At 70.9% G+C, this 24,424-nt stretch carries 20 protein-coding genes; 13 read left to right on the top strand and 7 right to left on the bottom strand.

Annotated elements, in window-relative coordinates; translation table 11 throughout:
- Window positions 1-101 precede the first annotated feature (101 nt).
- On the top strand, window positions 102-1,697 hold the full coding sequence (locus RF645_RS04330; RefSeq protein WP_006215527.1) for a DUF6350 family protein: 1,596 nt from the start codon (window positions 102-104) through the stop codon (window positions 1,695-1,697).
- Between the two features lie 13 nt (window positions 1,698-1,710).
- Here RF645_RS04330 and RF645_RS04325 read toward each other — a convergent pair whose 3' ends face one another.
- On the bottom strand, window positions 1,711-2,208 hold the full coding sequence (locus RF645_RS04325; RefSeq protein WP_157796667.1) for a hypothetical protein: 498 nt from the start codon (window positions 2,206-2,208) through the stop codon (window positions 1,711-1,713).
- A 118-nt stretch (window positions 2,209-2,326) separates the two neighbouring features.
- Between RF645_RS04325 and purN the strand changes: the two genes are divergently transcribed.
- The gene (gene purN / locus RF645_RS04320; RefSeq protein WP_006215525.1) at window positions 2,327-2,887 is read left to right on the top strand and encodes a phosphoribosylglycinamide formyltransferase; all 561 of its coding nucleotides are present in this window, start codon (window positions 2,327-2,329) and stop codon (window positions 2,885-2,887) included.
- A gap of 95 nt (window positions 2,888-2,982) precedes the next feature.
- Window positions 2,983-4,599, top strand: a complete 1,617-nt coding sequence (purH, locus tag RF645_RS04315) for a bifunctional phosphoribosylaminoimidazolecarboxamide formyltransferase/IMP cyclohydrolase (protein ID WP_368818651.1) — start codon at window positions 2,983-2,985, stop codon at window positions 4,597-4,599.
- Between the two features lie 71 nt (window positions 4,600-4,670).
- Here purH and RF645_RS04310 read toward each other — a convergent pair whose 3' ends face one another.
- A complete protein-coding gene (locus tag RF645_RS04310; protein ID WP_006215523.1) occupies window positions 4,671-6,317 on the bottom strand; it encodes a substrate-binding domain-containing protein in 1,647 nt (548 codons plus the stop codon).
- 348 nt (window positions 6,318-6,665) lie between these two features.
- Here RF645_RS04310 and RF645_RS04305 point away from each other — a divergent pair, with 348 nt between their 5' ends.
- The 3 genes from RF645_RS04305 to RF645_RS04295 are packed head-to-tail and all read left to right on the top strand — an operon-like array spanning window position 6,666 to window position 9,006.
- On the top strand, window positions 6,666-7,751 hold the full coding sequence (locus RF645_RS04305; RefSeq protein WP_006215522.1) for a LacI family DNA-binding transcriptional regulator: 1,086 nt from the start codon (window positions 6,666-6,668) through the stop codon (window positions 7,749-7,751).
- 41 nt (window positions 7,752-7,792) lie between these two features.
- Window positions 7,793-8,410, top strand: a complete 618-nt coding sequence (locus RF645_RS04300; RefSeq protein WP_006215521.1) for a TetR/AcrR family transcriptional regulator — start codon at window positions 7,793-7,795, stop codon at window positions 8,408-8,410.
- Window positions 8,411-8,454: 44 nt separating this feature from the next.
- Window positions 8,455-9,006: a gamma carbonic anhydrase family protein gene (locus RF645_RS04295; protein WP_006215520.1), complete on the top strand. Its 552-nt coding sequence runs from the start codon at window positions 8,455-8,457 to the stop codon at window positions 9,004-9,006.
- Between the two features lie 109 nt (window positions 9,007-9,115).
- Here the strand turns inward: RF645_RS04295 and RF645_RS04290 are convergent, their stop codons facing one another.
- Window positions 9,116-12,415, bottom strand: a complete 3,300-nt coding sequence (locus RF645_RS04290; RefSeq protein WP_006215519.1) for a beta-phosphoglucomutase family hydrolase — start codon at window positions 12,413-12,415, stop codon at window positions 9,116-9,118.
- A gap of 328 nt (window positions 12,416-12,743) precedes the next feature.
- Here RF645_RS04290 and glyA point away from each other — a divergent pair, with 328 nt between their 5' ends.
- The 6 genes from glyA (at window position 12,744) to RF645_RS04260 (ending at window position 19,000) form a co-directional block, all read left to right on the top strand.
- Window positions 12,744-14,027: a serine hydroxymethyltransferase gene (gene glyA / locus RF645_RS04285; protein WP_006215518.1), complete on the top strand. Its 1,284-nt coding sequence runs from the start codon at window positions 12,744-12,746 to the stop codon at window positions 14,025-14,027.
- On the top strand, window positions 14,024-14,911 hold the full coding sequence (locus RF645_RS04280) for a bifunctional methylenetetrahydrofolate dehydrogenase/methenyltetrahydrofolate cyclohydrolase (protein ID WP_006215517.1): 888 nt from the start codon (window positions 14,024-14,026) through the stop codon (window positions 14,909-14,911). The genes glyA and RF645_RS04280 overlap by 4 nt, the downstream gene beginning before the upstream one ends.
- A gap of 180 nt (window positions 14,912-15,091) precedes the next feature.
- A complete protein-coding gene (locus RF645_RS04275) occupies window positions 15,092-15,634 on the top strand; it encodes a hypothetical protein (RefSeq protein WP_006215516.1) in 543 nt (180 codons plus the stop codon).
- Window positions 15,635-15,842: 208 nt separating this feature from the next.
- Window positions 15,843-16,673: an exodeoxyribonuclease III gene (locus RF645_RS04270; RefSeq protein ID WP_040561409.1), complete on the top strand. Its 831-nt coding sequence runs from the start codon at window positions 15,843-15,845 to the stop codon at window positions 16,671-16,673.
- A gap of 92 nt (window positions 16,674-16,765) precedes the next feature.
- Entirely contained in the window at window positions 16,766-17,800 is a 1,035-nt protein-coding gene (gene trpS, locus RF645_RS04265; protein ID WP_006215514.1) for a tryptophan--tRNA ligase, read from the top strand.
- A gap of 6 nt (window positions 17,801-17,806) precedes the next feature.
- Complete coding sequence (locus tag RF645_RS04260) at window positions 17,807-19,000, top strand: YhjD/YihY/BrkB family envelope integrity protein (protein WP_006215513.1); 1,194 nt, start codon at window positions 17,807-17,809, stop codon at window positions 18,998-19,000.
- Window positions 19,001-19,359: 359 nt separating this feature from the next.
- On the opposite strand, the gene RF645_RS04255 is transcribed toward RF645_RS04260, so the two are convergent.
- From RF645_RS04255 to sdhC, 4 genes are all read right to left on the bottom strand, one after another.
- Window positions 19,360-20,124 carry a succinate dehydrogenase iron-sulfur subunit gene (locus tag RF645_RS04255; protein ID WP_006215512.1) on the bottom strand — a complete coding sequence of 255 codons (765 nt, stop codon included), beginning with the start codon at window positions 20,122-20,124 and terminating at the stop codon, window positions 19,360-19,362.
- Window positions 20,124-21,875: a succinate dehydrogenase flavoprotein subunit gene (sdhA, locus tag RF645_RS04250; protein ID WP_006215511.1), complete on the bottom strand. Its 1,752-nt coding sequence runs from the start codon at window positions 21,873-21,875 to the stop codon at window positions 20,124-20,126. Before sdhA ends, RF645_RS04255 begins: the two co-directional genes overlap by 1 nt.
- Before the next feature lie 103 nt (window positions 21,876-21,978).
- Window positions 21,979-22,467 carry a succinate dehydrogenase hydrophobic membrane anchor subunit gene (locus tag RF645_RS04245; protein ID WP_006215510.1) on the bottom strand — a complete coding sequence of 163 codons (489 nt, stop codon included), beginning with the start codon at window positions 22,465-22,467 and terminating at the stop codon, window positions 21,979-21,981.
- Window positions 22,468-22,487: 20 nt separating this feature from the next.
- Window positions 22,488-22,856: a succinate dehydrogenase, cytochrome b556 subunit gene (sdhC, locus tag RF645_RS04240; protein ID WP_259903483.1), complete on the bottom strand. Its 369-nt coding sequence runs from the start codon at window positions 22,854-22,856 to the stop codon at window positions 22,488-22,490.
- A gap of 367 nt (window positions 22,857-23,223) precedes the next feature.
- Here sdhC and RF645_RS04235 point away from each other — a divergent pair, with 367 nt between their 5' ends.
- Window positions 23,224-24,342, top strand: coding sequence for a mannose-1-phosphate guanylyltransferase (locus tag RF645_RS04235; RefSeq protein ID WP_029643361.1), 1,119 nt, complete (start codon window positions 23,224-23,226; stop codon window positions 24,340-24,342).
- The last annotated feature ends 82 nt before the right edge of the window (window positions 24,343-24,424 follow it).

The following is a 24,424-nucleotide window of genomic DNA, read 5'->3' as shown; positions in this document are numbered from 1 at the left end:
GAGCAGTGGCCTGGCGGTGAAGCCGATGTGAACTCATGCCCGCCGTCTGTGCGGTCCGTCTCCCCGGGGACTGGCAGGCGAGCGTGAGACCATGTGCGGCGATGACCGATCGACCTGCTTCCCCGGCTTCCCCATCCGCTCCGGAGTCCTCCGTCGCCCCTGGCGGGGCCCCGGAGGAGATCCTGGCCGTCTCGGTGCCCTGGCACCGCGGCGTGCTGCCCGGGCTGGGCATCGCTGTGCCCGTGCTCGCGCTCACCATGATCGCACTCGTGCTCTCGACCGTTCTGGGCAGCTTCGAGCATCTGCCCGCCGCGGTCGCGGGCGGGCTCGGTGCGCAGCTGTGGCTGCTTTCCCTCGGGGTTCCTGTCGACGTCCTGATCGCCCCGGCGGAGGGGCTGGGGGCCGAGGGAGGCGTGGTGAGCCTGGTGCCCCTGGGCCTCAGCGGGCTCACCGCCTGGCTGTCCTTCGCGGTCGGCGTGCGCATGGCACGGGGTGCGCCCTCGGGGGCCCGGCTCGGGGCCGCGGTGCTCACCGCGGGGCTCACCCACGCCGTGCTGGCCGCCGCGGTCGCGGTCGTGGGGCGCACCCCGGCCTCGGCCGCCTCCCCGCTGTGGGCCCTGCTGATCGGCGGCTGGCTCGTCTGCCTCTTCATCGCGATCGGAGCCATGGTCGAGGAGGGCTCTGCGGCCGCCCTGGTGGGGCAGCGCACGGTCGCGCGAGCACAGCGGATGCGCCAGGACTACCGGTGGGCCGGATCCTATCTCTGGGCGCTGCTGCGCGCCGGAGGCATCGGCGCCCTGTGCGCCGTGCTGGCCGGTGCGGTGTGCATGCTGCTGGCCCTGACCACCGGGGCCGAGTCCATGCTCGAGGCCCACCGCGCGCTCGGCACGGACATCCCCGGCGACATCGCCGTGGCGGTGCTGCACTTCGCCCTGCTGCCCAACCTCGTGCTGTGGGCCTCCGCCTGGGCCTCGGGCGCCGGCTTCGCGATCGGCGACGGCACCGCGATCACGCCGGCTGGAACCCAGGCCGAGGCACTGCCCATGCTGCCGGTGCTGGCGATCCTGCCCGGTCACGATCCGGCGCCGGCGCTGCTGGCCGCCCCTGTGCTGCTCGTGCTCGGCGGGTTCGCCGCCGGTCACTGGTTCGCCCGCGAGGGCGAGGACCACCTGGGCGAGTGGATCGCGGTGCGCCTGCCGAGCCGGTGGCTGTCCGCGCCCCTGGTCATCGTGCTGAGCTCGGTGCTGATCGGGGCGGTCGCGGGTGCGCTGATGCTGCTGCTGGGGGCGGTCTCCTCCGGATCCCTGGGACTGGGCGCCCTCACGGAGGTGGGTCCCGATCCTGCGCGCCTGGCGCTGGCCGTCGGGCTCGAGGTGGCGCTCGGGGCCCTGATCGCCCTGATCCTCAGCCCCTGGACGGACCATCGCCGTGCGGTGCGCACGGGCGCGGCAGCCGCCGAGCCGGAGGCGGGTGCTTCCGAGGACGACGAGCTGTGGAGCGTCCAGGACGAGGACGAGCGGGCTCGGCAGGAGGCGGCCTCGCGCGCCGAGGCGGACCGCCAGCGGGAGGCGCGCCGACGCGCGGAGATCAAGCAGGGTCGCCGCCAGCGCGCGGAGGCCGTGCAGGCCAAGAGGCAGCGCAAGGAGTCCGCGGACGAGCGCCGTCGGCGCAGGCGCAAGGCCGTCCGCGACCGCTGAGCCCCGGCCCTCTTCAGGAGGTCGGCCCGTCCGCCGGAGCATCCTGGGCGGAGCCCGGCAGGATCGCTTCGCGCAGCCCGTCCTCGAGCTCCTGCTGGCAGGACGACGTCCCGGCGATCGTCACCGAGCTCGACATGCAGGTGTCGTAGGCGGAGACCTGGTCCCAGAACAGCAGCCGCGCGCCGCCGCCGATCAGGCTCCACAGCCCGATGACCAGCGCGATGACCGAGGTCATGATGATGGTGGCCTTGCGCGGTGCGCGACGGATCCGCGCCAGCGCCACGACGGCCAGGATCATCCCGGCCACGGCGGCCACGAGTCCGGCCAGCGTCATCCACAGCGGCCCGGAGCTCAGCAGCATGGCCGCGCCCACCGCCAGCAGCGCGATCAGCGCGGTGCCCGCGGGCCCGCTGAGCACGCGCGGCTCCTGCTCCTCGCTGCCTGGCCCGCCGTCGCCGCCCGGTCCCGGTCGCGGGGTCGTGGGGCTCGGAGGGGGAGGTGCGGAGCTCATGGCCACGAGTCTACGGGCCGGGCCTGCGCCGATCGCACCGGTGGCCCGCAGGGCCGGGCACGGGCAGACACCCGACGGCTGACGCGGCGGCTGCTCGGGCGCCGATAGGATTCCAGACATGCGCCTCGTCATCCTCCTCTCCGGCTCCGGGACCACCGCACAGGCTCTGCTCGATGCCGTCGCCGACGGCCGGATCCCTGCCGAGATCGTCGCTGTGGGAGCCGACAAGGACTGCGCCGGGCTCGAGCGCGCCCGTGCCGCAGGCGTCGAGGACTTCCTCGTGGCGCCGTCGTCGTACTCCGACCGCCCCAGCTGGAACCGCGCGCTCCAGTCCGCGGTGGCCGAGCGCGAGCCCGACCTGGTGATCCTGGCCGGGTTCATGCGGATCCTCGACGCGCAGTTCGTGGCAGCGTTCGCCGATCGCCTGATCAACACCCACCCGGCCCTGCTGCCGTCCTTCCCCGGCGCCCACGGCGTGCGCGACGCCCTCGCCCACGGGGTGAAGATCACCGGCGCCACGGTCCACCGCGTGGTCCCGGAGGTCGATGCGGGGCAGATCCTGGCCCAGACCGCCGTCGCCGTGGCCCCGGAGGACGACGAGGACTCGCTGCACGAGCGGATCAAGGCCGCCGAGCGGGAGCTGCTCGTGGACACGGTCGCCCAGCTCTCCCGCGGCTGAGCAGGGCACAGGCGCCTTCCCTCCACGGGTCCTAGACTGGTGCGCGCGCCGGAAGCGGCGCCGAGCCCCGATCCACCATCAGGAAGTGACCGTCTGTGAGCCAGAACCAGCTGGACCGCCTGCCCCTGAAGCGCGCGCTGATCTCCGTCTACGACAAGACCGGTCTGGAGGAGCTCGCCCAGGGCCTGCACTCCGCCGGAGTCTCCCTCGTCTCGACCGGCTCCACGGCCAAGCGCATCGCCGAGGCTGGCGTTCCCGTGACCGAGGTCGCCGACCTGACCGGGTTCCCCGAGTGCCTCGAGGGCCGGGTGAAGACCCTGCACCCGCGCGTGCACGCCGGCATCCTGGCCGATCGCCGCAAGGACGACCACGTCCGGCAGCTGCAGCAGCTCGAGATCGAGTCCTTCGACCTGGTGGTCGTGAACCTGTACCCGTTCGCCGAGACCGTGCGCTCCGGCGCCGGGCGAGACGAGGTCGTCGAGCAGATCGACATCGGCGGGCCGTCCATGGTCCGCGCGGCAGCCAAGAACCACCCGTCCGTGGCCGTGGTCGTGGACCCGGCCCGCTACGACGACGTCGTGGCGGCCGCCTCGGACGGCGGGTTCGACCTGGCCGCGCGCCGCCGCCTGGCCGCCGCCGCCTTCTCGCACACGGCCGCCTACGACACCGCCGTGGCCGAGTGGACCCAGAAGACGCTGCTTGCGGACGACCCGCAGGCGGACCTGGTCATGCCGCCGTACGCCGGTCTGGGCTTCGAGCGCGCCGAGACCCTGCGCTACGGCGAGAACCCCCACCAGGCCGCGGCCCTCTACCTGGATCAGGCGGCGTCTGCGGGCATCGCCCAGGCCGAGCAGCTGCACGGCAAGGCCATGTCCTACAACAACTACGTCGACGCCGACGCCGCTCTGCGCACCGTGGGCGACTTCGACGAGCCCGCCGTGGCGGTCGTCAAGCACAACAATCCGTGCGGTCTGGCCGTGGCCACACCGGGCGCCGAGGACCCGGTGGCTGACGCCCACCGCAAGGCCCACGCCTGCGATCCGCTCTCGGCCTACGGCGGAGTGATCGCTGTGAACCGGCCGGTGAGCGAGGCCATGGCCCGCGCCGTCAAGGACATCTTCACCGAGGTCGTGGTGGCTCCGGACTTCGAGCCGGCCGCCCTGGAGATCCTCACGCAGAAGAAGAACATCCGCCTGCTGCGCCTGCCGGAGGGCTTCGGCCGCAATCCGCTCGAGTTCCGTCAGATCTCCGGCGGCGCGCTGATGCAGGTGGCCGATCGCAGCCAGGCCGAGGGCGACGATCCCGCGAACTGGACGCTCGTGGCCGGTCAGGCCGCCGATGAGCAGACCATGGCCGATCTGGCCTTCGCCTGGAAGGCGCTGCGCCCGGTGAAGTCGAACGCGATCCTGCTCGCCGATGACGGCGCCACGGTCGGCATCGGCATGGGCCAGGTCAACCGCGTGGACTCGTGCCGCCTGGCGGTCGAGCGGGCGAACACCCTGGACTCGGACGGCAAGCGCCGCGCCGAGGGCTCCGTCGCCGCCTCGGACGCGTTCTTCCCGTTCGCCGACGGCCTGGAGGTGCTGCTGCAGGCCGGTGTGCGGGCCGTGGTCCAGCCCGGCGGGTCGATCCGCGACGAGGAGGTCATCGCGGCCGCGGAGGCCGCCGGAGTGACCATGTACACGACCGGGGCGCGCCACTTCTTCCACTGAGGCTCCCCGCCGCCATGAGCTGAGGCCCCCGCACCGATGGTGCGGGGGCCTCAGCTCATGGGCGCTGCGGATCAGCGATCGACCGTGGAGAGCCCCTCCAGGAACGCCTGCTGCAGCTGCTGCTCATCCGTGGCCTGGTGGTAGGTGCCGCCGGTGACGCCCGCGATCGCGCCCAGGGCGACCTGATCGGCGTCATCGGAGATGCCCAGAGTCACGATGCGCACGGGCTTGGCCGGGTCCTGCTCCCGCTCGAGCGTGCTGATGAGCTCCTCCGTGCGCATGGGGTCGTCTTGGCCGTAGACCTGCTGGCCGCCGTCGGAGACCAGGATCACCGCGTTGAGCTGACCGGGCTGCCAGTTGCGCTGCTGCTCACGGAAGGCCGCGAGCGTGGTCTCGTAGAGCTCGGTCTCGCCGCCCTCCTTGTACTCGGCCTGGGCCATCTCCGCCTGGAGGGCCTCGCGCTGGGTGAGCCCGTCCTCGTCGGGGACCTCCTCCTCGATGCCGCGCACCGGCTGCAGCTCGATGTAGGGCTCTCCTTCAGGGCCCATGTCTCTGGAGAACAGCCACAGTCCCAGGCTGTCGCGGGCCGGGAACAGCTGTGCGCCCATGGACAGGGTGCCCATGGTGGAGTCCCAGCGGGTCTGGCCGCTGTCCTCCTCCTCGCCCATGGAGCCGGAGGCATCCACGACCACCAGCGCATTGAGGGGGGCCGACTGACGGTCGTAGGTCTCGGCCACCTGGTCGTAGGCGGCGCGATCCTCGATCTCCAGCCGTTCGGGGATCTCGATCGAGTGGTCGTCCTCGAGCGGTGCACCGTCGGCGGGGCGCAGGCCGGCATCGGCCAGGGCCTCGCGGCCCTCGTCGGTCTCGAACCAGGCGGCGATCTCGTCGGCGGCGGTCTGCACGGAGTTCGAGCTCGACAGCGAGCCGCTGGTGACCATCAGAGGGTAGTCCAGGAAGGCCGTGCCGCTGTCCGGCACGCCGGCGCGCAGATCGGAGGCGGCGTCGTCATCGAGCAGGTCGTGCTCGGCCACGATCGACTGGCCGCCGTCCTGCTCGACGGCTTCGAGCAGCCCGGTCGCGTCCAGCAGCGGGGAGGAGACGTCCTGGGTCTGGGCGCGCAGCGTCAGCGCTTCCTGGGCCGCCGCGGGGTCGACCTTCTCGCTCTGCGCCTCGGCGGTCACCGCCTGCATGGCCGCCTGGGCGCCGCCGTCGTCGAGGGGATCGCCCATGCGGGCGCCGTTCTCCTCGAGCAGCTCGGTCCAGGTGCCGGGCAGGTCCTCGGAGCCGTCTGCGGAGGCCACGACGACGGGGGAGGAGGCCAGGGACGGGGTGTGCCTCTGCACCGCGTCGTCGAAGCCCGACTCATCGACGCGCCCGGAGGAGTCCGGGATCCAGAGGGGCTCGGAGAGCTGGCCGCTGCTCGCGCGCTCGGCAGTCTGCGCGCTGGACTGCTCCACGACGTCCAGGCGGACGCAGGAGTCGGCTTCGATCGGCTTGTGCTCGAGCGCCCGGGCCATCTCGGGCGTGGCCGCCACGGCGATGCGCACGGTGGATTCGCAGGAGGAGGGGGTTCCGCCGGTCCCGCCGGCGGTCACGGCCCACAGCCCTGCACCGCCGACCACGAGAAGTCCGGCGGCGCCGACGATCGCCCAGCGGCCGCCGGACTTCGTCTTCTCCGCTTCGCGCGCGGCGCGGCGTGCATCGCCGTTGGTCATGGGTCTCTCCTCCCGGGGGCGCCGCTCTCACTGCCACATGAGAGGGGCGGGCACGCTGGCGAAGGGGGCCCGGGACAGCCGGGGTCGCAGCGCAGGCTGTTGCAGTCTGGCACGGGCCGGAGCAGAGGAGCAGGCTGTGGCCGTCCCCACTCCGGGGGAGCTCTGTCCCGAAAAGGGTCCTGCTCGGCGGTCAATGAATAATGTCCTATACGATGCGCTGCCTCCGACTCCTCGTCGAGCGAATGTGACGGAGCAGGCGAGGCAGGGCGGCCCAGCAGCGAGGCTGAGCGCCCGGTCGCATCGGGCGTGCTTTGTGATGCGCTCCGGGTGAGCCAGACTGAGGGGGTGATGGAAGAGCAGAGCAGCGCCCCAGCAGACGATCCTGTGCCGTCGGAGGCCGCTCAGGGGCCGTCCGCGTCCAAGGGCCGGGCGCCCACCATCTACGACGTCGCGCGGAGGGCGGGGGTCGCTCCCTCGACCGTCTCCCGCGCGTTCGCCCGCCCGGGACGCGTGTCCTTCGAGACCGCCGAGCGCATCCGCGCCGCGGCCGACGAGCTCGGCTACCGCGCCCGCACGATCACTCGGCGCACCGATGCCCGCGAGGGCACCCGCATGATCGCCCTCGTGCTCAGCGACATCTCCAACCCCGTGTACTTCGATCTGCTGCGGGGGGCCGAGGAGGCCGCCGCCGACGCCGACTACACGATCGTGCTGGCCAACTCGCAGGAGACCGTCAAGAAGGAGCAGGAGGCGCTGGGGCGGGTCCTGCCGCTCGTGGACGGCGTTCTGATGGTCTCGTCCCGCATGTCGGACTCCGCCGTGCGGATGACGGCCAAGCAGAAGCCCACGATCATGCTCAACCGGGCCGTCTCCGGGGTGGTCTCCGTGGTCACGGACAACGCCATGGGCACCCGTCGGGCCGTCGAGCACCTGGTCTCGCAGAACATCCGGGACATCTCCTACGTCGCCGGGCCGGAGGCCTCCTGGACCGACGGCATGCGATGGCGGGCCGTGCGGGAGACCGGAGCGGCGCTGCACGCGCGCATCCACCGGCTGGGGCCGGTCGCTCCCACGATCGCGGGCGGCCGGGCCGCAGCGCTGAGCTGGATGGAGCACCGCACCTCGGGAGTGATCTGCTACAACGACCTCATGGCGGTGGGGTTCGTGCGCACCCTGCAGGAGCACGGGCTCTCGGTCCCGCGCGACGCCGCGGTGATCGGATACGACAACATCATGCTGCTGCCGTACGTCTCCCCGAGCATGTCCACGATCGCCGCCCCCGTGCACGCGATCGGCGCCACGGCCACGAAGAACCTCGTGGCCATGATCCGCGGAGCCCAGCCGACCTCCAGCCGGCCCCTGGTCCTGCCGAGCAAGCTCGTGGTGCGCCAGTCGAGCCGGGTCCTGGAGACGCCCACGCTCAGACGGCGCTGAGACCGCCCGCCCCGAACGCCCGTTCCGGATAGGATCGGGACATGCCCAGGGTCAGCGATCAGTTCCGCGCCGCACGGCGTCAGGCCGTCCTGGACGCCGCCTCCGAGTGCTTCCTGGCCCACGGCTACCGCGGCGCCTCGATGCATCAGATCATCGCGGCCACCGGGCTCTCCGCCGGTGCGCTCTACCACCACTTCCCCGGAGGCAAGGCCGAGCTGGTCTCCGAGTGCGTGCGCACGGGCCTGGACGGCGTCCTGGAGGCCATCTCCCCGGCGGATCCGCGCACCGAGCAGCCGCAGGAGGGCTTCCAGCCCGATGCCTGGCTCGTGGGCGCGCTCGAGCAGCTGGCTGCCTCGCCGCGGCTGGCCCGGCTGCTGCTGATCACCTGGGCCGAAGCGGCCGTGGATCCCGCGGTCGCCGAGCTGATGGGCACCCACCAGGAGACGCTGCGCTCGGCGATCGACCGCGTCTTCGCCGACTGGGCCGTCGCCGAGCTGGGGCTGGCGGAGGCCAGCGCCCGACAGTGGGTCGAGATGTTCTCCCAGGCGGTGCTCTCCGTGCTGCAGGGCTGGGTCGTGCAGTCGGCGCTGCTGCCGGGCTTCGACCACGAGGCCTACCTGGACTACGCCCGCACCCTCGTGGCCTCCGACGAGGGCTGAGCAGACCCGGCCCCGCAGCGCCGTCCTGCGCGTACTGTGAGGCCATGGATCCTCAGCAGCAGCCCCTGCCCGTGCCCACCCTGCTTCCGTGGAAGGGCCGTCTCCCCGACGTCGCCGACGACGCCTTCATCGCCCCCACCGCCGTCCTGATCGGCGACGTGGCGGTCGGGCCCGGCAGCGGGGTCTTCTACGGCACGGTCGTGCGCGGGGACCGCTCCGCCCTGTGTCTGGGGGAGGGGTCGAACCTGCAGGACAACTGCACCGTGCACTCCGATCCGGAGCACCCCTGCACCATCGGGGACCGGGTCTCGGTGGGCCACGCGGCGGTGCTGCACGGCTGCACCGTGGAGGACGACGTCCTGATCGGCATGAGCGCCACCGTGCTCAACGGGGCGGTGATCGGCACGGGATCGCTGGTGGCCGCCGGCGCCGTCGTGCTCGAGGGCACCGTGGTCCCGCCCGGCAGCCTGGTGGCCGGCGTGCCTGCCAAGGTGCGTCGCGAGCTCACGGACGAGGAGCGCCAGGCGGTGCGGAGCAACGCCGCCGAGTACCTCGAGCTCTCGCGGCGCCACCGCAGCCTCCAGCACGAGGCCTGAGCCGACCGGCTGGACGACGAGAGGGTGCCGACGCTCCTGGAGCGTCGGCACCCTCTCGTCGCAGTGCTCGCCGTGCGCCCGTCGCGAAGGGACGGACGCACGGTGCGGCTCAGGCGCTGCCGGTGCGCTGTCCGATCGCCACGGAGATCCTCTGGCCCGCCTGGAGCGTGTACTCGGAGCCGTCGACGTGGATGGTCACCGGATCGGCGCCCTTGGAGGAGCCCTCCACCTCCAGGACCTCGTGGTCGATCCTGACGCTGAGGACCTGCCCGCGGTACAGGACCCTGAAGCTGACGTCGTGCAGCTGCGGCGGCAGGTGCGGGCTGAACTCGATCCAGTCGCCGCGCACGCGCAGGCCGGCGTAGGCCCGGGTCACGACCTCGACCGAGCCCGCCATGGCACCCAGGTGGATGCCCTCGCCGGTCGTCCCGCCCTGGGTGTCGTCCAGATCGATGACCAGCGCGTCCTGGAAGGAGGCCCAGGAGCGGTCCGGATTGACCCAGGCCTGCACGGAGGCGTTGACCACCTTGGACAGAGACGACCCGTTCGACGAGCGCTGGATGTAGTAGTCCACGGTGCGCTGGATGACGTCGTTGTCGACCTCGTAGCCCATGCGCCCGAGCTCCTCGATCACGCCCTCCGGGCCCAGCAGGTAGACCAGCATGATGGTGTCGGCCTGCTTGGAGAGCTTGTAGTTGTTCGTCATGTCGCCCTCGTTCTCCAGCAGGAGGTCCAGGCGGCCGATGTTGCGGTACTTGCCGCGGTAGAAGTCCCAGTCCAGCTCATCGAGGGAGTCGTAGCCGTCGTACTGGGAGATCGTGCCGTCGGAGTTGAACGGCACCGCGAGCTTCTGCGAGACCTCGTGCCAGTGCTCGGCCTCCTCCGCGGTCACGCCGAAGCGCGCCGAGAGCTCCTCGCGCTGGTGCTCGACCATGTCCTGGAAGATGTGCGCCGAGTGGCGGAACAGCCACGCGGCCAGGACGTTCGTGTACGCGTTGTCCTTGAGACCGCCCCCGTGCTGGCCGCGGGGGCCGTCGTGGTACTCGTCGGGGCCCATGACGCCGCTGATGTGGTAGCGGCCGTCGGCCTCGTCGTACTCGGCCAGGGAGTCGAACAGGCGCGTGATGCCGATGATCAGGTCCGAGCCGTGGCCCGAGAGCCAGTCCAGGTCACCGGTGGCCTCGTAGTACAGCCACGCGTTGTAGGCGATGGCCAGGCCCACGTGGAACTGCCGCCACGAGTTGTCCGGCAGCCAGCGCTGCGAGTGGTGGTTGAACAGCTCGGGCGGGGTCTCCTCGCGGCCGTCCGAGCCTGACTGCCACGGGAAGGCCGCTCCGCGCAGGCCGAACTGGGTCGCGCGGTGCTGCGCCTCCGCCAGACGGCGCCAGCGGTAGGACAGCAGCGAGCGGGTCACGTGCGGCTGGTGCAGCGAGATCACCGGCAGGATGTAGAGCTCGTCCCAGAAGATGTGGCCGCGGTAGCCCTCGCCGTGCAGTCCGCGGGCCGGGACGCCGGCATCGCGCAGGGACATGTGCGGGGCCAGCGTCTGCGCCGTGTGGAACGTGTGCGTGCGCAGGGCCAGCTGGGTCAGCAGGTCCTCAGGGCGCTTGTCGATCTCCTCGTCCAGGGCGACGTCGTAGCGGCGCCACAGCTGCTCCCACTCGACCACATGGGCCTCGAGCAGCTGGCCGAAGTCCTGCGGGTTGCGGTTCAGCTGGGACAGGGCGCCCTCGCTCGGGGAGCCGATCGCGGCGTCGCGGCTGGTGACCACCGCGGTGGTCTGGGCCACGGTGACCGGCTCGCCCTTGCGCAGCGCGATCTGGAGGCGGCGGAACTCCGTGCCGCCGGGGCGGATCTCGCGGCGGGCGCGCACGGAGGCGGCCCCGTCCACGTGGGTGCGCTGGGCCGTGGCGATCTGGATCTGCGACTGGTTGGTGCGCACGAGCGACAGCAGCGTCTCCTGCTCGTCCGCCAGCGTGGTGGACTCCTCGAGCACCAGGTGGTGCGAGTTCAGCTCGCGGTACTCCTTGACGCCGTCGTTGACGACGCTGGGGTCGATGCCCGTGCGCACGTGGATGCGCCCGGTGAAGTTCTGCGACTCGAAGACGGTCTCCTGCGCGCCGATGTGGCGGTGGCGCAGGGAGACCAGGCGACGCTGGATGACCTTCAGCACGGCGCGCTCACCGGACTCGGCCGGGTCGCCCTCGCGATCCGTCAGCGTCATGGTGCGGGTCAGCAGGCCGCGGCGCAGGTCTAGCTCGGTGCGCTCGTCGGAGTAGTCCAGCCCGCCCTCGGACAGCCACGTGCCGCCGGCGATGCGCACGTCCATGGTGGTCCAGTTGGGGACGTTGACCATGGACTCGTGCTCGACGTCCCGGCCGTTGATGTGGCTGACCACGCGGTTGAACACGCCGGCCAGGTAGTTGCCCGGGCTGTGCACGCCGTCCTGGGAGCGCTCGCTGTGGGAGCCGCGCACGCCCATGTAGCCGTTGGACAGCGTCATCAGGGTCTCGCGGCGGGCCTGCACGGCCGGGTCGAAGCCCTCGAAGACGAGCTTCCACGGGTCGTCGCGGCGCGCGCCGAGGTCCAGCTCGCCGACGTCGTTCAGCACGACGTCCGCGCCGCCGCGGTAGAGCGCCTGGCGGTCGCCGTGGCGGGCGATGCCCACCACCAGTCCGAAGCCGCCTGCCGCGCCCGCCTGCACGCCGGCCACGGCGTCCTCGACGACGACCGCATCGGCCGGGTCGACGCCGAGCTCCTGGGCGCAGCGCAGGAAGGTGTCCGGGGAGGGCTTGCCGGGCAGGCCCTCGGCCTGGGCCATGGCGCCGTCGACGATGAAGTCGAAGAGATCGGCGACCTCGGCGCGCTCGAGCACCGTGGTCGAGTTGCGGGAGGCGGTCACCAGGCCCACGGGGACCTCGCCCTCGCGAAGGCGGCGGATCAGCTCGATCGTGGCGTCGAAGACGCGGACGCCCTTCTGCTCGAGCGCGGCGTTGAAGTAGTCGTTCTTCAGCGCGGCCTGGCCCTGGACGGTCCACGTGCCGGGGGCCTCGTCGTCCGAGCCCTCGGGCAGGAAGGCCCCGCGGGAGGCCAGCAGCGTGCGGATGCCATCTTCGCGGCGGCGGCCGTCGACGAAGTCGCGGTAGTCCCGGGAGATGTCGAACTCCCGGCGATCGATGGTGCCGTCGGACTTCAGGGCCTGGAGGCGCTCATCCGCCAGGAGGGCGTCGAACAGCGACTTCCAGGCGCTGGCGTGGACGGCCGCCGTATCCGTCACCACGCCGTCCATGTCGAAGATCACAGCGGCAAAGGTGGTCCGCAGGTGGTCCGCGGAGCTCTCGGCGGCGGGGCCGCCGGGATGGATCTGCTCGAGCGATGCGGTGAAGGGCGATTGCGGAAGGGCGTTCACGGGCACTCCTGAGGGTCCTGCGCTGGGCCCGAGTCGACCGGCAGACAGGCCGGCGATGCTCAGGATCAGGGCGCGGCGGTGCGTCTGGCTGGAGGACTTCCTGCCGGTCGTCGGCGAGCAGCGCTGTGCGCATTCGCTTGCCGACGGAAGCAGGTCCGGGGCAACCCTACCGGCGAGAGGGCCTCGGCGCAGTCCCTGCGGAGGTGTCGGGATGTGCGCACTTCGGGTGCCTCGAGCAGGTCGTGCCGCCGGGCTCGGAACACGATGAGCCGGAGCACTAGAGTGGATGAGAACGTTCAGGACCGTCCGTGCCAGATGAGGAGCCACGATGAGCCCCAGTCGTCCCAGCATCACCGATGCGCCGCTGTCCGAGGTGGACCCGGAGGTCGCCGCTGCGATCACCGCCGAGGTCGGTCGTCAGCGCGACACCCTCGAGATGATCGCCTCCGAGAACTTCGCCCCCCGCGCGGTCCTCGAGGCCCAGGGCTCGGTGCTGACCAACAAGTACGCCGAGGGCTACCCCGGACGCCGCTACTACGGCGGCTGCGAGCATGTCGACGTGGTGGAGAACCTCGCCCGCGACCGCGCCACGCAGCTGTTCGGGGCCTTCCACGCCAACGTGCAGCCGCACTCGGGCGCCCAGGCCAACGCGGCGGTCATGGCGGCCATGATGCAGCCCGGCGACACCCTCATGGGCCTCTCGCTGGCCCACGGCGGGCACCTGACCCACGGCATGAAGCTCAACGTGTCGGGCAAGCTCTACGACATCGCCCCCTACGAGGTGGACCCCGAGACCCTGGTCCTGGACATGGACAAGGTCCGCGAGCAGGCCGTCGCCGCCCAGCCCAAGGTGATCGTGGCCGGCTGGTCCGCCTACCCCCGCCAGCTCGACTTCGAGGCCTTCCGCTCGATCGCCGATGAGGTCGGGGCCACCCTGTGGGTCGACATGGCCCACTTCGCCGGTCTGGTCGCCGCGGGTCTGCACCCGAACCCCGTGCCCCACGCGGACATCACCACCTCCACGGTCCACAAGACCCTGGCCGGACCCCGCTCGGGCGTCATCCTGACCACGGAGGAGTGGAAGAAGAAGGTCGACTCCAATGTGTTCCCGGGCCAGCAGGGCGGACCGCTCATGCACGCGATCGCGGCCAAGGCCGTGGCCTTCAAGATCGCAGCCTCCCAGGAGTTCCGCGAGCGGCAGGAGCGCACCCTCGAGGGCGCGCGGATCCTGGCCGAGCGCCTGACCGCCTCCGATGTCACCGAGGCAGGCGTCTCCGTGCTCACCGGCGGCACCGACGTCCACCTGGTGCTCGTGGATCTGCGCGAGTCCGAGCTGGACGGCAAGCAGGCGGAGGATCTGCTGCACGAGGTCGGCATCACGGTCAACCGCAATGCGGTGCCGTTCGACCCCCGCCCGCCCATGGTCACCTCCGGCCTGCGCATCGGCACCCCGGCGCTGGCCACGCGCGGCTTCGGCGCGGCCGAGTTCGAGGAGGTCGCCGACATCATCGCGACCGCCCTGAAGCCCGGTCCCGACGTCGCCGCCCTGCGCGCCCGCGTCGACAAGCTGGCCGCCGACTTCCCGCTGTACGAAGGGCTCGAGAACTGGTGAGCGCACAGATCCTGGACGGCCGCGAGACCGCACGGCAGATCAAGAACGAGCTCGCCGAGCGCGTCGCCGCGCTCGGCGAGCGGGGCGTGGTCCCCGGGCTCGGCACGGTCCTGGTCGGCGACGACCCCGCCTCGCACTCCTATGTGGCGGGCAAGCACCGCGACTGCGCTGAGGTCGGCATCACCTCGATCCGCCGCGACCTGCCGGAGGACATCTCCCAGGAGGATCTCGAGGCCGAGATCAGGGCGCTGAACGAGGACCCGGCCTGCACGGGCTACATCGTGCAGCTGCCGCTGCCGAAGCATCTGGACACGAACCGGATCCTCGAGCTCGTGGATCCGGACAAGGACGCCGACGGCCTCCACCCCACGAACCTGGGGCGCCTGGTGCTCAACGTGTCGGATCCCATGGACTCGCCGCTGCCCTGCACCCCGGCCGGGATCGTGGAGCTGCTGCAGCGTCACGGCGTCGAGCTGCGCGGCAAGGAGGTCCTGGTGGTGGGCCGCGGCGTGACGGTCGGACGGCCGATCGGGCTGCTGCTGACGCGCCGGGAGATCAACGCCACCGTCACGCTGGCCCACACGGGCACGCAGGACCTGGACTCGCTGCTGGCCCGCGCGGACGTCATCGTGGCAGCCGCTGGTCAGCCGCACATGATCGGCGCCGAGCAGATCAAGGAGGGCGCGGTCCTGCTCGACGTCGGAGTCTCCCGAGTGGAGGACCCGCAGAAGGGCAAGAAGGTCCTCACCGGAGACATCGATCCGGCCGCAGCCGAGCGGGCCTCCTGGATGTCGCCCAACCCCGGCGGCGTCGGGCCCATGACCCGAGCCATGCTGCTCGTCAACGTGGTCACGGCCGCCGAGCGGCTGGCGCAGCAGGGCTGATCGTCGGCGGGGCGCGGCCGTGCTCGTCCCGCGAGCCCTCACGAGACAGGCCCCTCGGTGCGCTCGGCGCACCGAGGGGCCTGTCCGACTGCCGAGGGACCGCGGGACGAGGATCCGCCGGGGGCGAGAGCCGGGCGCGCTGATTCGCGGGTCCCGTGCCGATGCGGAACAATGTGGGGCATGCAGCAGATCGGCACCGAGAACCCGTCCCGTCAGAGCACTCCCGCAGCCTCTGGGCGCACGGGGCTGTGGATCTCGCTGATCGGGATCGCGGCGCTCGTCGTGATCTTCGTGGTGGCCCTTCTGCAGGCGGCCAACGAGAGCTCGCTGCTCGGCTGGATCCTGGCCGGCATCGCCGCCGGCTGGCTGCTGATCGCCGCGTTCGTGCTGTGGTCGGTGCGCAAGGCGGCCCGCTTCGGCGCCCGGCAGATGGAGGAGGCCCAGCGCACCGCGCAGCGAGCCTTCGGACGGGCCCCGGCCGCTACGCAGAGCGCGCCGGCTCCGAGCCGCTCGATCACCGACCAGAAGATCGAGCACTCGTTCCAGATCATCATGGTCCAGACGCGCGTGATCTCCGCGAATCTGCCCGCTGCAGACGGCTCGAACCCGGGAGATCGCGCCCAGGTCGACCGCGCTCTGGATACGATCGCGGTGACCGCCTCGAACGGCATGGGCATGGTGCAGGACTCCGCCGCTCCGGTGGACGGCGACATCGTCGACTGAGCGGTGCGGCGTAGCTCGGAGGCAGCAGGACCCTCCAGGCCGCAGAGCCGACAGGCCCCGGCCGGGACCGAGGACTCGGAGGACGCCGCCGGGCGCCGACCAGTGCGCCGGACGCTCGAGCAGACCCCATGAACGGACGCAGACCACGAGAGGAGCGCCGGTGAGCGCAGAGACCACCGCACAGCCCGCAGAGCAGGAGGGCGCCTCCGTGCCCCGCGAGCAGCTGCTGCGCATCGCCAGCATGAACGTGAACGGCATCCGGGCCGCGTACAAGCGGGGGATGGCCGAGTGGCTGGCCCCGCGCGACGTCGACGTCCTGTGCCTGCAGGAGGTCCGCGCCCCCGACGCGATCGCCCGCGACCTGCTCGGCGAGCAGGAGTGGGAGATCCACCACCAGGAGGCCGAGGCCAAGGGCCGCGCCGGAGTGCTGACCGCGGTGCGCCGCGGCGCCCATGGCGGGACCCTGAGCCCGGAGGCGCGCCGCGAGGGCCTGGGCGACGGCCTGAACGACTCCGGGCGCTGGGTCGAGGACGACCTGCGGCTGCCGGACGGCTCGCTGCTCACCCTGGTCTCCGCCTACGTCCATTCGGGCGAGGTCGAGACTCCCAAGCAGGTCGACAAGTACGCCTTCTTGGAGGCCATGCTCACCCGCCTGCCGGAGCTGGCCCAGAAAGCGGACCACGTGCTGGTCGTGGGCGATCTGAACGTGGGCCACACCGAGCTGGACATCAAGAACTGGAAGGGCAACGTCAAGAACTCGGGCTTCCTGCCGGAGGAGCGAGCCTACTTCGACCGGTTCTTCGGCGACCTCGGCTACGTCGACGTCGCCCGCCGCCTGGCCGGCGAGGTCCCGGGCCCCTACACATGGTGGTCCTACCGCGGCAAGGCCTTCGACACCGATGCCGGCTGGCGCATCGACTACCACATGGCCACCCCGGCACTCGCAGAGCGTGCCGTGCGGGCCGTCGTGGACCGCGCCGAGAGCTACGACACCCGGGTCTCGGACCATGCCGCGCTCGTGGTCGACTACCGGCTCTGACCGCGCGGGTCCGGAGCAGACCCGCGCCCCCAGCACCGAATCATCCGCGACGACGGGCCCCGTCGTCCTCGCAGCAGAGAGAAGCACCGCTCGTGACCACCGCAGACACCCCGACCGCCAGCACCAGGCCCCGCGTCCTGTCGGGGGTGCAGCCCTCGGCCGATTCGCTGCACCTGGGCAACTACGTGGGCGCCATCCGCAACTGGGTGTCCATGCAGGACGGCAGCGACTGCGTGTTCTTCGTGGCGGATCTGCACTCGATCACCGTGCCGCAGGATCCGGCGGAGCTGGCCCAGCGCACCCGCGTGACGGCCGCGCAGTACATCGCAGCGGGCATCGACCCGGAGCGCTCCACGCTGCTGGTGCAGTCGCACATGCCGGAGCACAGCCAGCTCGCCTGGGTGCTCAACTGCATCACGGGTTACGGCGAGGCTGCGCGCATGACGCAGTTCAAGGACAAGTCCGCTAAGCAGGGCGCGGACTCCACGAGCGTGGGTCTGTTCACCTACCCGGTGCTGATGGCCGCCGACATCCTGATCTACCAGGCCGATCAGGTCCCCGTGGGAGAGGACCAGCGCCAGCACCTCGAGCTGACCCGCAACCTGGCCCAGCGCTTCAACCAGCGCTTCGGCGAGACCCTGCGCGTTCCGGAGCCGCGGATCATGACGGAGACCGCCAAGATCTACGACCTCCAGAACCCCACGGCCAAGATGTCCAAGTCGGCCGAGTCGGAGAACGGCCTGATCCGCCTGCTGGACCCGGCCAAGAAGAACGCCAAGAAGATCAAGTCGGCCGTGACCGACGACGGCGCCGAGATCCGCTTCAACCGCACCGCCAAGCCGGGGGTGTCCAACTTGCTGACCATCTACTCGTCCCTGACGGACCGCCCGATCGACGACATCGTGGCCGACTACGAGGGCAAGATGTACGGCCACCTCAAGGTGGACCTGGCCGAGGTCGTGGCCGAGACCCTGGATCCCATCCAGTCCCGCGCCCAGGAGCTGCTCGACGATCCCGCCGAGCTCGATCGCATCCTGGCCCGAGGGGCGCAGAAGGGACACGAGATCACCTCGCGGACGCTGTCCGAGGTGATGGACGCCGTCGGCTTCCTGCCGCCGGCGCGCTGAGGGCCCTTGCCCAGCTCGGCTCGCGGCCAGGGGCCGCCGATCGACCCGGAGGAGGAGGGGGCGCGCCGCCCTCAGGCAGGCGCGCAGTCCTACGTCCTGGAGCCGCCGGCCGTCCCTCCGGCGGCAGTGGACCGCGATGGGCTGCGCCGTGAGGCCAAGAGGCAGCTGTCGATCCTGCGCCTGAAGCGCCGGCAGGGGGCCGGTCTGCTCTCTCAGCTCGGCAGCGTCTTCGGCTGGGCTCTGGCCTCGGTGTGGACCCTGCTGCCCGGTCGGCTCGTGATGCACTACCTCTTCCACGGCGGGCCCCTGATGGCCGCGGGGCTGTCCTACAACATGCTCTTCGCCTCCGTGGCCGTGCTCGTGATCGGCTTCGCGATCATGGGTCGCTGGCTCGGCTCGGACTCCGAGTTCCGGGACCTGGCGATCGACGCGGTGGAGCAGTCGGTGCCGGGGCTGCTGAACTCCGGGCACGGGGGCCTGATCCCGGTGTCCATGCTGGAGACCACTCAGCAGTTCACCGTCACCTGGATCGTGGGCGCCGCCATCCTGGGCTTCACCGCCTGGCGATGGGCTGCGGGGATCCGGCTGTCGACCAGGCGGATGTTCGAGGTCCCTCCTTCGCGAGGAGCTCCGGCCGCGGCGGTGCCGCGGGACATCGTGGGGCTGCTCGTGCTGGTGATGGTGCTGTCCGTCTCGCTGGTGCTCAACGCCGAAGCGGCCGGCGCCCTGCGCCTGCTCGAGGACCAGGTGGGGCAGGTGCCGGTGCTCAGCCCCCTGGTCCGCTTCATGGACGGCGAGGTCGCCTACGGGGCAGCCACCGCGGTCGGGGTCGGAGCCGATGCGCTCACGCTGTTCCTGATGTACCGAGTGGTCGCCCAGCTCAAGCCGTCGTGGTGGGTGATGACCTGCATGCTGATCCTCGGCGCCGGCGGGAACTACGTGCTGCGCGAGGTCGGCGGGCTGGTCATCCAGGCCATGACCTCGAGCCCGTACCTGCTCTCGATCGCCATCACCGTGGGCGTGCTGCTGTGGTTCTACTTCTTCAGCCAGATCATCCTGGTCTCGGCGGCCTTCGGCGCCCTGGTCCAGGCCGACACCCATGGCGGGCATCCGCAGCCGGTGGGGGAGACCCGGGCCGTGGCCGCGGTCGCGGTGGCCACCCTCGACGACGTCCGCGCTCACGAGCGCGGCCTGCTCTGACGCACTGCTGCCCGCCGCAGCTCCTGCGGGGAGCCTCCTCGCGCTCGGTGCGGCCTCTGTGCCCCCATCGCTGCCCCGCTGCTGCGCGCCCCGTCGATGGGGCCGTCGCCGATGCCGCGCCTGCGCAGCCCCTCAGCGCTGACGGGCTGCCGTCCTGCGGCCTCATCCGGTCGGACCCGCAGAGGCCGCAGAAGCGCCGTCGATCACCGCTGAGGGGCTGCGGTGGTGCGGCGTCAGCTCGCCGGGCCGGCTGACGGCGGCACCGAGATCGCCGGGGAAGCGACGAGCCCCGTCGGTCCGTGGACCGACGGGGCTCGTCGTGCGTCTGAGCGGCCGCTGGGGCGCTGCTCAGGGGGAGATCACATGGAGGTGGCCAGCGCGGCCTGCTTCACCTCGGCGATGGCCTTCGTGATCTGGATGCCGCGGGGGCACGCCTCGGTGCAGTTGAAGGTCGTGCGGCAGCGCCACACGCCCTCCTTGTCGTTGAGGATCTCCAGACGCATGTCTCCGGCCTGATCGCGCGAGTCGAAGATGAAGCGGTGCGCGTTCACGATCGCCGCGGGGCCGAAGTACTGGCCGTCGGTCCAGAACACCGGGCAGGACGACGTGCACGCGGCGCACAGGATGCACTTGGTGGTGTCGTCGAAGCGGGCCCGGTCCTCGGGGGACTGGTAGCGCTCGTACTCGGGCTCGTTGTCCTCGTTGATGAGGAACGGCATGACCTCGCGGTACGACTGGAAGAACGGCTCCATGTCGACGATCAGGTCCTTCTCGCAGGGCAGGCCCTTGATCGGCTCGATAGTCAGCGGCTTGGACAGGTCCAGGTCCTTGAGCAGCACCTTGCAGGCCAGGCGGTTGCGGCCGTTGATGCGCATGGCATCCGAGCCGCACACGCCGTGCGCGCAGGAGCGGCGGAAGGACAGCGAGCCGTCGATCTCCCACTTGATCTTGTGGAGGCAGTCCAGCACGCGGTCGGTGCCGTACATGGTGACGTTGAACTCTTCCCAGGTGACCTCGGAGGAGAACTCGGGGTTGTAGCGACGGATGCGCACCGTGACGTCGAAGGACGGAATCGACTCCGACTGGGTGCTCTCGTCGGTCTTCTCAGCAGCGGCAGTGGACATCAGTACTTGCGCTCCATCGGCTCGTAACGGGTGAAGATGACGGGCTTGGTCTCCTGGCGGATGCCAGCGGTCTCCGAGGACGGGTCGTCGTAGACCATCGAGTGGACCATGAAGTTCTCGTCATCACGATCGGGGAAGTCCTCGCGGGCGTGACCGCCGCGGGACTCCTTGCGGTGCAGAGCGGCCACGGACATGACCTTGGCGAGCTCGAGCAGGAAGCCCAGCTCCACGGCCTCGAGCAGATCCAGGTTGTAGCGCTTGCCGCGGTCCTGGATCGAGATGCGGGAGTAGCGCTCCTGCAGCTTCTCGATGTCCTGCAGGGCCTGCCAGATGGAGTCATGGGTGCGGAACACCTGCATGTTCATGTCCATGGTGTCCTGCAGGTCCTTGCGGATGGCGCCGACCTTCTCCTCGCCGTGATCCGAGCGGGCGTTGTCCAGCAGCGCCTCGGTGCGCGCCGTGGCGTCGTCGGGGATCGGCAGGAACTCGGCGCGCTCGGCGTACTGGGCGGCGAAGACGCCGGCGCGCTTGCCGAACACATTGATGTCGAGCAGCGAGTTGGTCCCCAGGCGGTTGGAGCCGTGCACGGACACGCAGGCGACCTCGCCGGCGGCGTACAGGCCGGGGACGGTCTTCTCGGAGTTCTCGAAGACCTCGCCCTTGATGTCCGTGGGGATCCCGCCCATGCAGTAGTGGGCGGTGGGGAACACCGGGATGGGCTCGTAGTACGGCTCCACGCCCAGGTAGGTGCGTGCGAACTCGGTGATGTCCGGCAGCTTCTCGTCGATGTGCGAGGGCTCCAGGTGCGTCAGGTCGAGCAGCACGTAGTCCTTGTTCGGGCCGCAGCCGCGGCCCTCGCGGACCTCGTTGGCCATCGAGCGGGCCACGATGTCGCGGGGCGCGAGGTCCTTGATGGTAGGGGCGTAGCGCTCCATGAAGCGCTCGCCGTCCGAGTTGCGCAGGATGCCGCCCTCGCCGCGGGCGGCCTCGGAGACGAGGATGCCCAGGCCGGCCAGGCCCGTGGGGTGGAACTGCACGAACTCCATGTCCTCCAGCGGCAGGCCGCTGCGGAAGGCGATGGCCATGCCGTCGCCGGTCAGGGTGTGCGCGTTGGAGGTGGTCTTGAAGACCTTGCCGGCGCCGCCGGAGGCGAACACGACCGACTTGGACTGGAAGACGTGCAGCTCGCCGGTGGCCAGCTCGTAGGCCACCACGCCCGAAGGACGGCGCCCCTCGGGGGTGTCCACCATGATCAGGTCGAGCACGTAGAACTCGTTGTAGAACTCGATGTTGTGCTTGATGCAGGCCTGGTAGAGGGTCTGCAGGATCATGTGACCGGTGCGGTCAGCGGCGTAGCAGGCGCGGCGCACGGGGTTCTTGCCGTGGTCGCGGGTGTGCCCGCCGAAGCGGCGCTGATCGATCTTGCCCTCGGGCGTGCGGTTGAACGGCAGACCCATCTTCTCGAGGTCCAGGACGGCCTCGATGGCCTCCTTGGCCATCACCTCAGCGGCATCCTGGTCCACCAGGTAGTCGCCGCCCTTGACGGTGTCGAAGGTGTGCCACTCCCAGTTGTCCTCCTCGACGTTGGCCAGGGCGGCGCACATGCCGCCCTGCGCCGCGCCAGTGTGGGAGCGGGTGGGGTAGAGCTTGGTGAGAACCGCGGTGCGGGCGCGCTGGCCGGACTCGAGGGCCGCGCGCATTCCAGCGCCGCCGGCGCCGACGATCACGACGTCGTACTTGTGAACCTGCATTCCAGTGTTCTTTCTGTTGGGAGTTCGTGGGAGGTGCTGGGCGGCGCCGCCGCAGTGCGCGGGCCCGGCGTCATCGGCGGGCGGGAGCTGCGGCGGCGGACGGTCAGCTCGCGGTGCAGAAGCTGGCCAGCAGCTCGGGATCCGCGCCGGCGGGGCAGGGCTCGAAGGTGAAGATCACCATGGTGCCGAGCAGGATCGTGAAGGCGACGGCGACGAAGAGCGCGATCTTGAGCCAGAAGCGGACGCCGGTGCGCTCGGCGTAGTCGTCGATGATCGTGCGCATGCCGTTGCCGCCGTGCAGCAGGGCGAGCCACAGCAGCAGCAGGTCCCAGACCTGCCAGAACGGGTTGGCCCACTTGCCGCCGACGAATCCGAAGTCGATGGCGTGGACGCCGCCCTCGGGGGCGATCAGGTTGACGAAGAGGTGGCCGAACACCAGGACCAGCAGCACGACGCCCGAGATGCGCATGTAGAGCCATGCCAGCATCTCGAACTTGCTGCGCCCGGAGGTGGACCGGTTGTACTTGACGCCGGCGACCTCGCGGTCGTTGCTGCGAGGGACGGCGATCTTGGACTTCAGCGGAGTGCTCATGTGTGTGGATCCCCTCGCGATCAGTGGATGAACATGTGGTACACGTGGACGATGGCGAACGGCACCATCACGACCAGCCAGGCGATGGCCACCGCCCAGAAGAGCTTCTTCTGGTGGTTGGCGCCGTTCGACCAGAAGTCGACCAGGATGATGCGCACGCCGTTGAAGGCGTGGTAGACGATGCCCGCCACCAGGCCCATCTCGCCGATGCCCATGATCGGGTTCTTGTAGGTCGCCATCACGGCGTTGTAGGCCTCGGGATCCACGCGGACCATGGCGGTGTCGAGGACGTGGACCAGGAGGAAGAAGAAGATGCCCACGCCGCTGATCCGGTGGGCCACCCACGACCACATTCCGAATCCTCCGCGATAGAGGGTGCCCGATCCGATCTTCCCGGCGGATTCCGGCCGGGTCCGGACCGCGGGTGCTGTGGTCGCCACGATGTGATACCTCCCTGTATCTCCTCAGGCCGATTGCCCGTTCGGGGATCTCGGCGGGCGCGCGTGCGCGCCGACGGCCGAGCGCCTGAGGCGTGTTGCATGGAATTGTCAGCGGATTCACGGGCCACACTACCAGTCGGATGTCTGGGAAGCGGCCACTTGGCGACGAGGTGTCAGCGTCCTCACGCGGCGGTTTCGCGCGGTTCTCACAGCTGCTGAGGGCTCCTGCAGGGCCCGGCCGGACCCGGAGCCTCGCCGAACGGTGGACGGCCCGGCAGGGCGGCGCTGGGCCGGGCGGCGCGCCCCGGGCGATATCATGCGATCCGTGACGGAACCTCTTGAGCATTTCCATCCCTTCATCCCCGCCGGCGGCGTGGGGTCCCGGCTGTGGCCCCTCTCGAGGGCGGACGCGCCCAAGTTCCTGCTGGATCTCACCGGCTCGGGCTCGTCCCTGCTGCGCGCCACCTACGAGCGCCTGGCGCCCTTGAGCCGCGGCTCCATCATGGTCGTGACCGGACGCAGCCACGCCGGGGCCGTGAGCCAGCAGCTGCCGGAGCTGTCGGCCGAGGACCTGGTCCTGGAGCCGTCGCCGCGCGATTCCGGGGCTGCGATCGGGCTGGCCAGCATCCTGCTGGAGCGCCGCGATCCGGGAGCCGTGATCGGCTCGTTCGCCGCAGATCACGTGATCGAGCCCGCGGATGTCTTCCAGGAGGCCGTGCGCGAGGCCGTGCTGACCGCCCGCACCGGCAAGGTCGTGACCATCGGCATCCGCCCGACCGCTCCGTCGACCGGCTTCGGCTACATCAAGGCCGGGAAGCCCCTGGACGTCGACGGCGCGCCGTCGGCCCGCGACGTCGAGCAGTTCGTGGAGAAGCCGGATGAGGACACCGCCCGCTCCTACGTGGCCAGCGGCGACTACCTCTGGAACGCCGGCATGTTCGTGGCCCCGGCGGCCCTGATGATGCAGCACCTGCAGACCAACGAGCCGGAGCTCTTCGCCGGGCTGTCCGAGATCGCCGATGCCTGGGGCACCGAGGATCAGGACGAGGTGATGGCCCGGGTCTGGGAGCAGCTGCCCAAGATCGCGATCGACTACGCCGTGGCCGAGCCGGCGGCGGCGGTCGGGGATGTCGCCGTGGTTCCGGGCTCCTTCTCCTGGGACGACGTCGGGGACTTCGCGGCCATGTCCCGGCTGAACCACCCGCGGGAATCGGACGACGTGGCGGTGCTGGGCGAGAACCCGCGCGTGCTCGTGGACAGCTCCTCCGGGATCGTCGTCTCGGACACCGGCCGGGTCGTCGCGCTGATCGGCGTCGAGGACATCGTCGTGGTGGACACGCCCGACGCCCTGCTGGTCACCACGCGCGAGCACGCCCAGCGCGTCAAGGAGACCGTCAACTCCCTGAAGGCCGCCGGCGACACCGACGTCCTCTGACCAGGACCCCTTCTCCGGCGCGCGGCCTCCTCCGGGAGGCCGCGCGCCGTGGTCCGTCGGCTCGCGGCTGCGCCGTATCCTG

It is taken from the genome of Kocuria sp. CPCC 205260 (assembly GCF_040981045.1).
In the GTDB taxonomy this organism is placed as follows: Bacteria; Actinomycetota; Actinomycetes; order Actinomycetales; family Micrococcaceae; genus Kocuria; species Kocuria palustris.
This window is presented reverse-complemented; position numbering and strand designations above follow the sequence as displayed.

What these genes read in the sequence shown, in the direction of transcription:
- RF645_RS04330 (WP_006215527.1), top strand. Translation starts at nt 102, where the DNA reads ATGACCGATCGACCTGCTTCCCCGGCTTCCCCATCCGCTCCGGAGTCC.
- RF645_RS04325 (WP_157796667.1), bottom strand. Translation starts at nt 2,208, where the DNA reads ATGAGCTCCGCACCTCCCCCTCCGAGCCCCACGACCCCGCGACCGGGA.
- purN (WP_006215525.1), top strand. Translation starts at nt 2,327, where the DNA reads ATGCGCCTCGTCATCCTCCTCTCCGGCTCCGGGACCACCGCACAGGCT.
- RF645_RS04310 (WP_006215523.1), bottom strand. Translation starts at nt 6,317, where the DNA reads ATGACCAACGGCGATGCACGCCGCGCCGCGCGCGAAGCGGAGAAGACG.
- RF645_RS04305 (WP_006215522.1), top strand. Translation starts at nt 6,666, where the DNA reads ATGGAAGAGCAGAGCAGCGCCCCAGCAGACGATCCTGTGCCGTCGGAG.
- RF645_RS04300 (WP_006215521.1), top strand. Translation starts at nt 7,793, where the DNA reads ATGCCCAGGGTCAGCGATCAGTTCCGCGCCGCACGGCGTCAGGCCGTC.
- RF645_RS04295 (WP_006215520.1), top strand. Translation starts at nt 8,455, where the DNA reads ATGGATCCTCAGCAGCAGCCCCTGCCCGTGCCCACCCTGCTTCCGTGG.
- glyA (WP_006215518.1), top strand. Translation starts at nt 12,744, where the DNA reads ATGAGCCCCAGTCGTCCCAGCATCACCGATGCGCCGCTGTCCGAGGTG.
- RF645_RS04275 (WP_006215516.1), top strand. Translation starts at nt 15,092, where the DNA reads ATGCAGCAGATCGGCACCGAGAACCCGTCCCGTCAGAGCACTCCCGCA.
- RF645_RS04255 (WP_006215512.1), bottom strand. Translation starts at nt 20,124, where the DNA reads ATGTCCACTGCCGCTGCTGAGAAGACCGACGAGAGCACCCAGTCGGAG.
- sdhA (WP_006215511.1), bottom strand. Translation starts at nt 21,875, where the DNA reads ATGCAGGTTCACAAGTACGACGTCGTGATCGTCGGCGCCGGCGGCGCT.
- RF645_RS04245 (WP_006215510.1), bottom strand. Translation starts at nt 22,467, where the DNA reads ATGAGCACTCCGCTGAAGTCCAAGATCGCCGTCCCTCGCAGCAACGAC.
- RF645_RS04235 (WP_029643361.1), top strand. Translation starts at nt 23,224, where the DNA reads ATGCGATCCGTGACGGAACCTCTTGAGCATTTCCATCCCTTCATCCCC.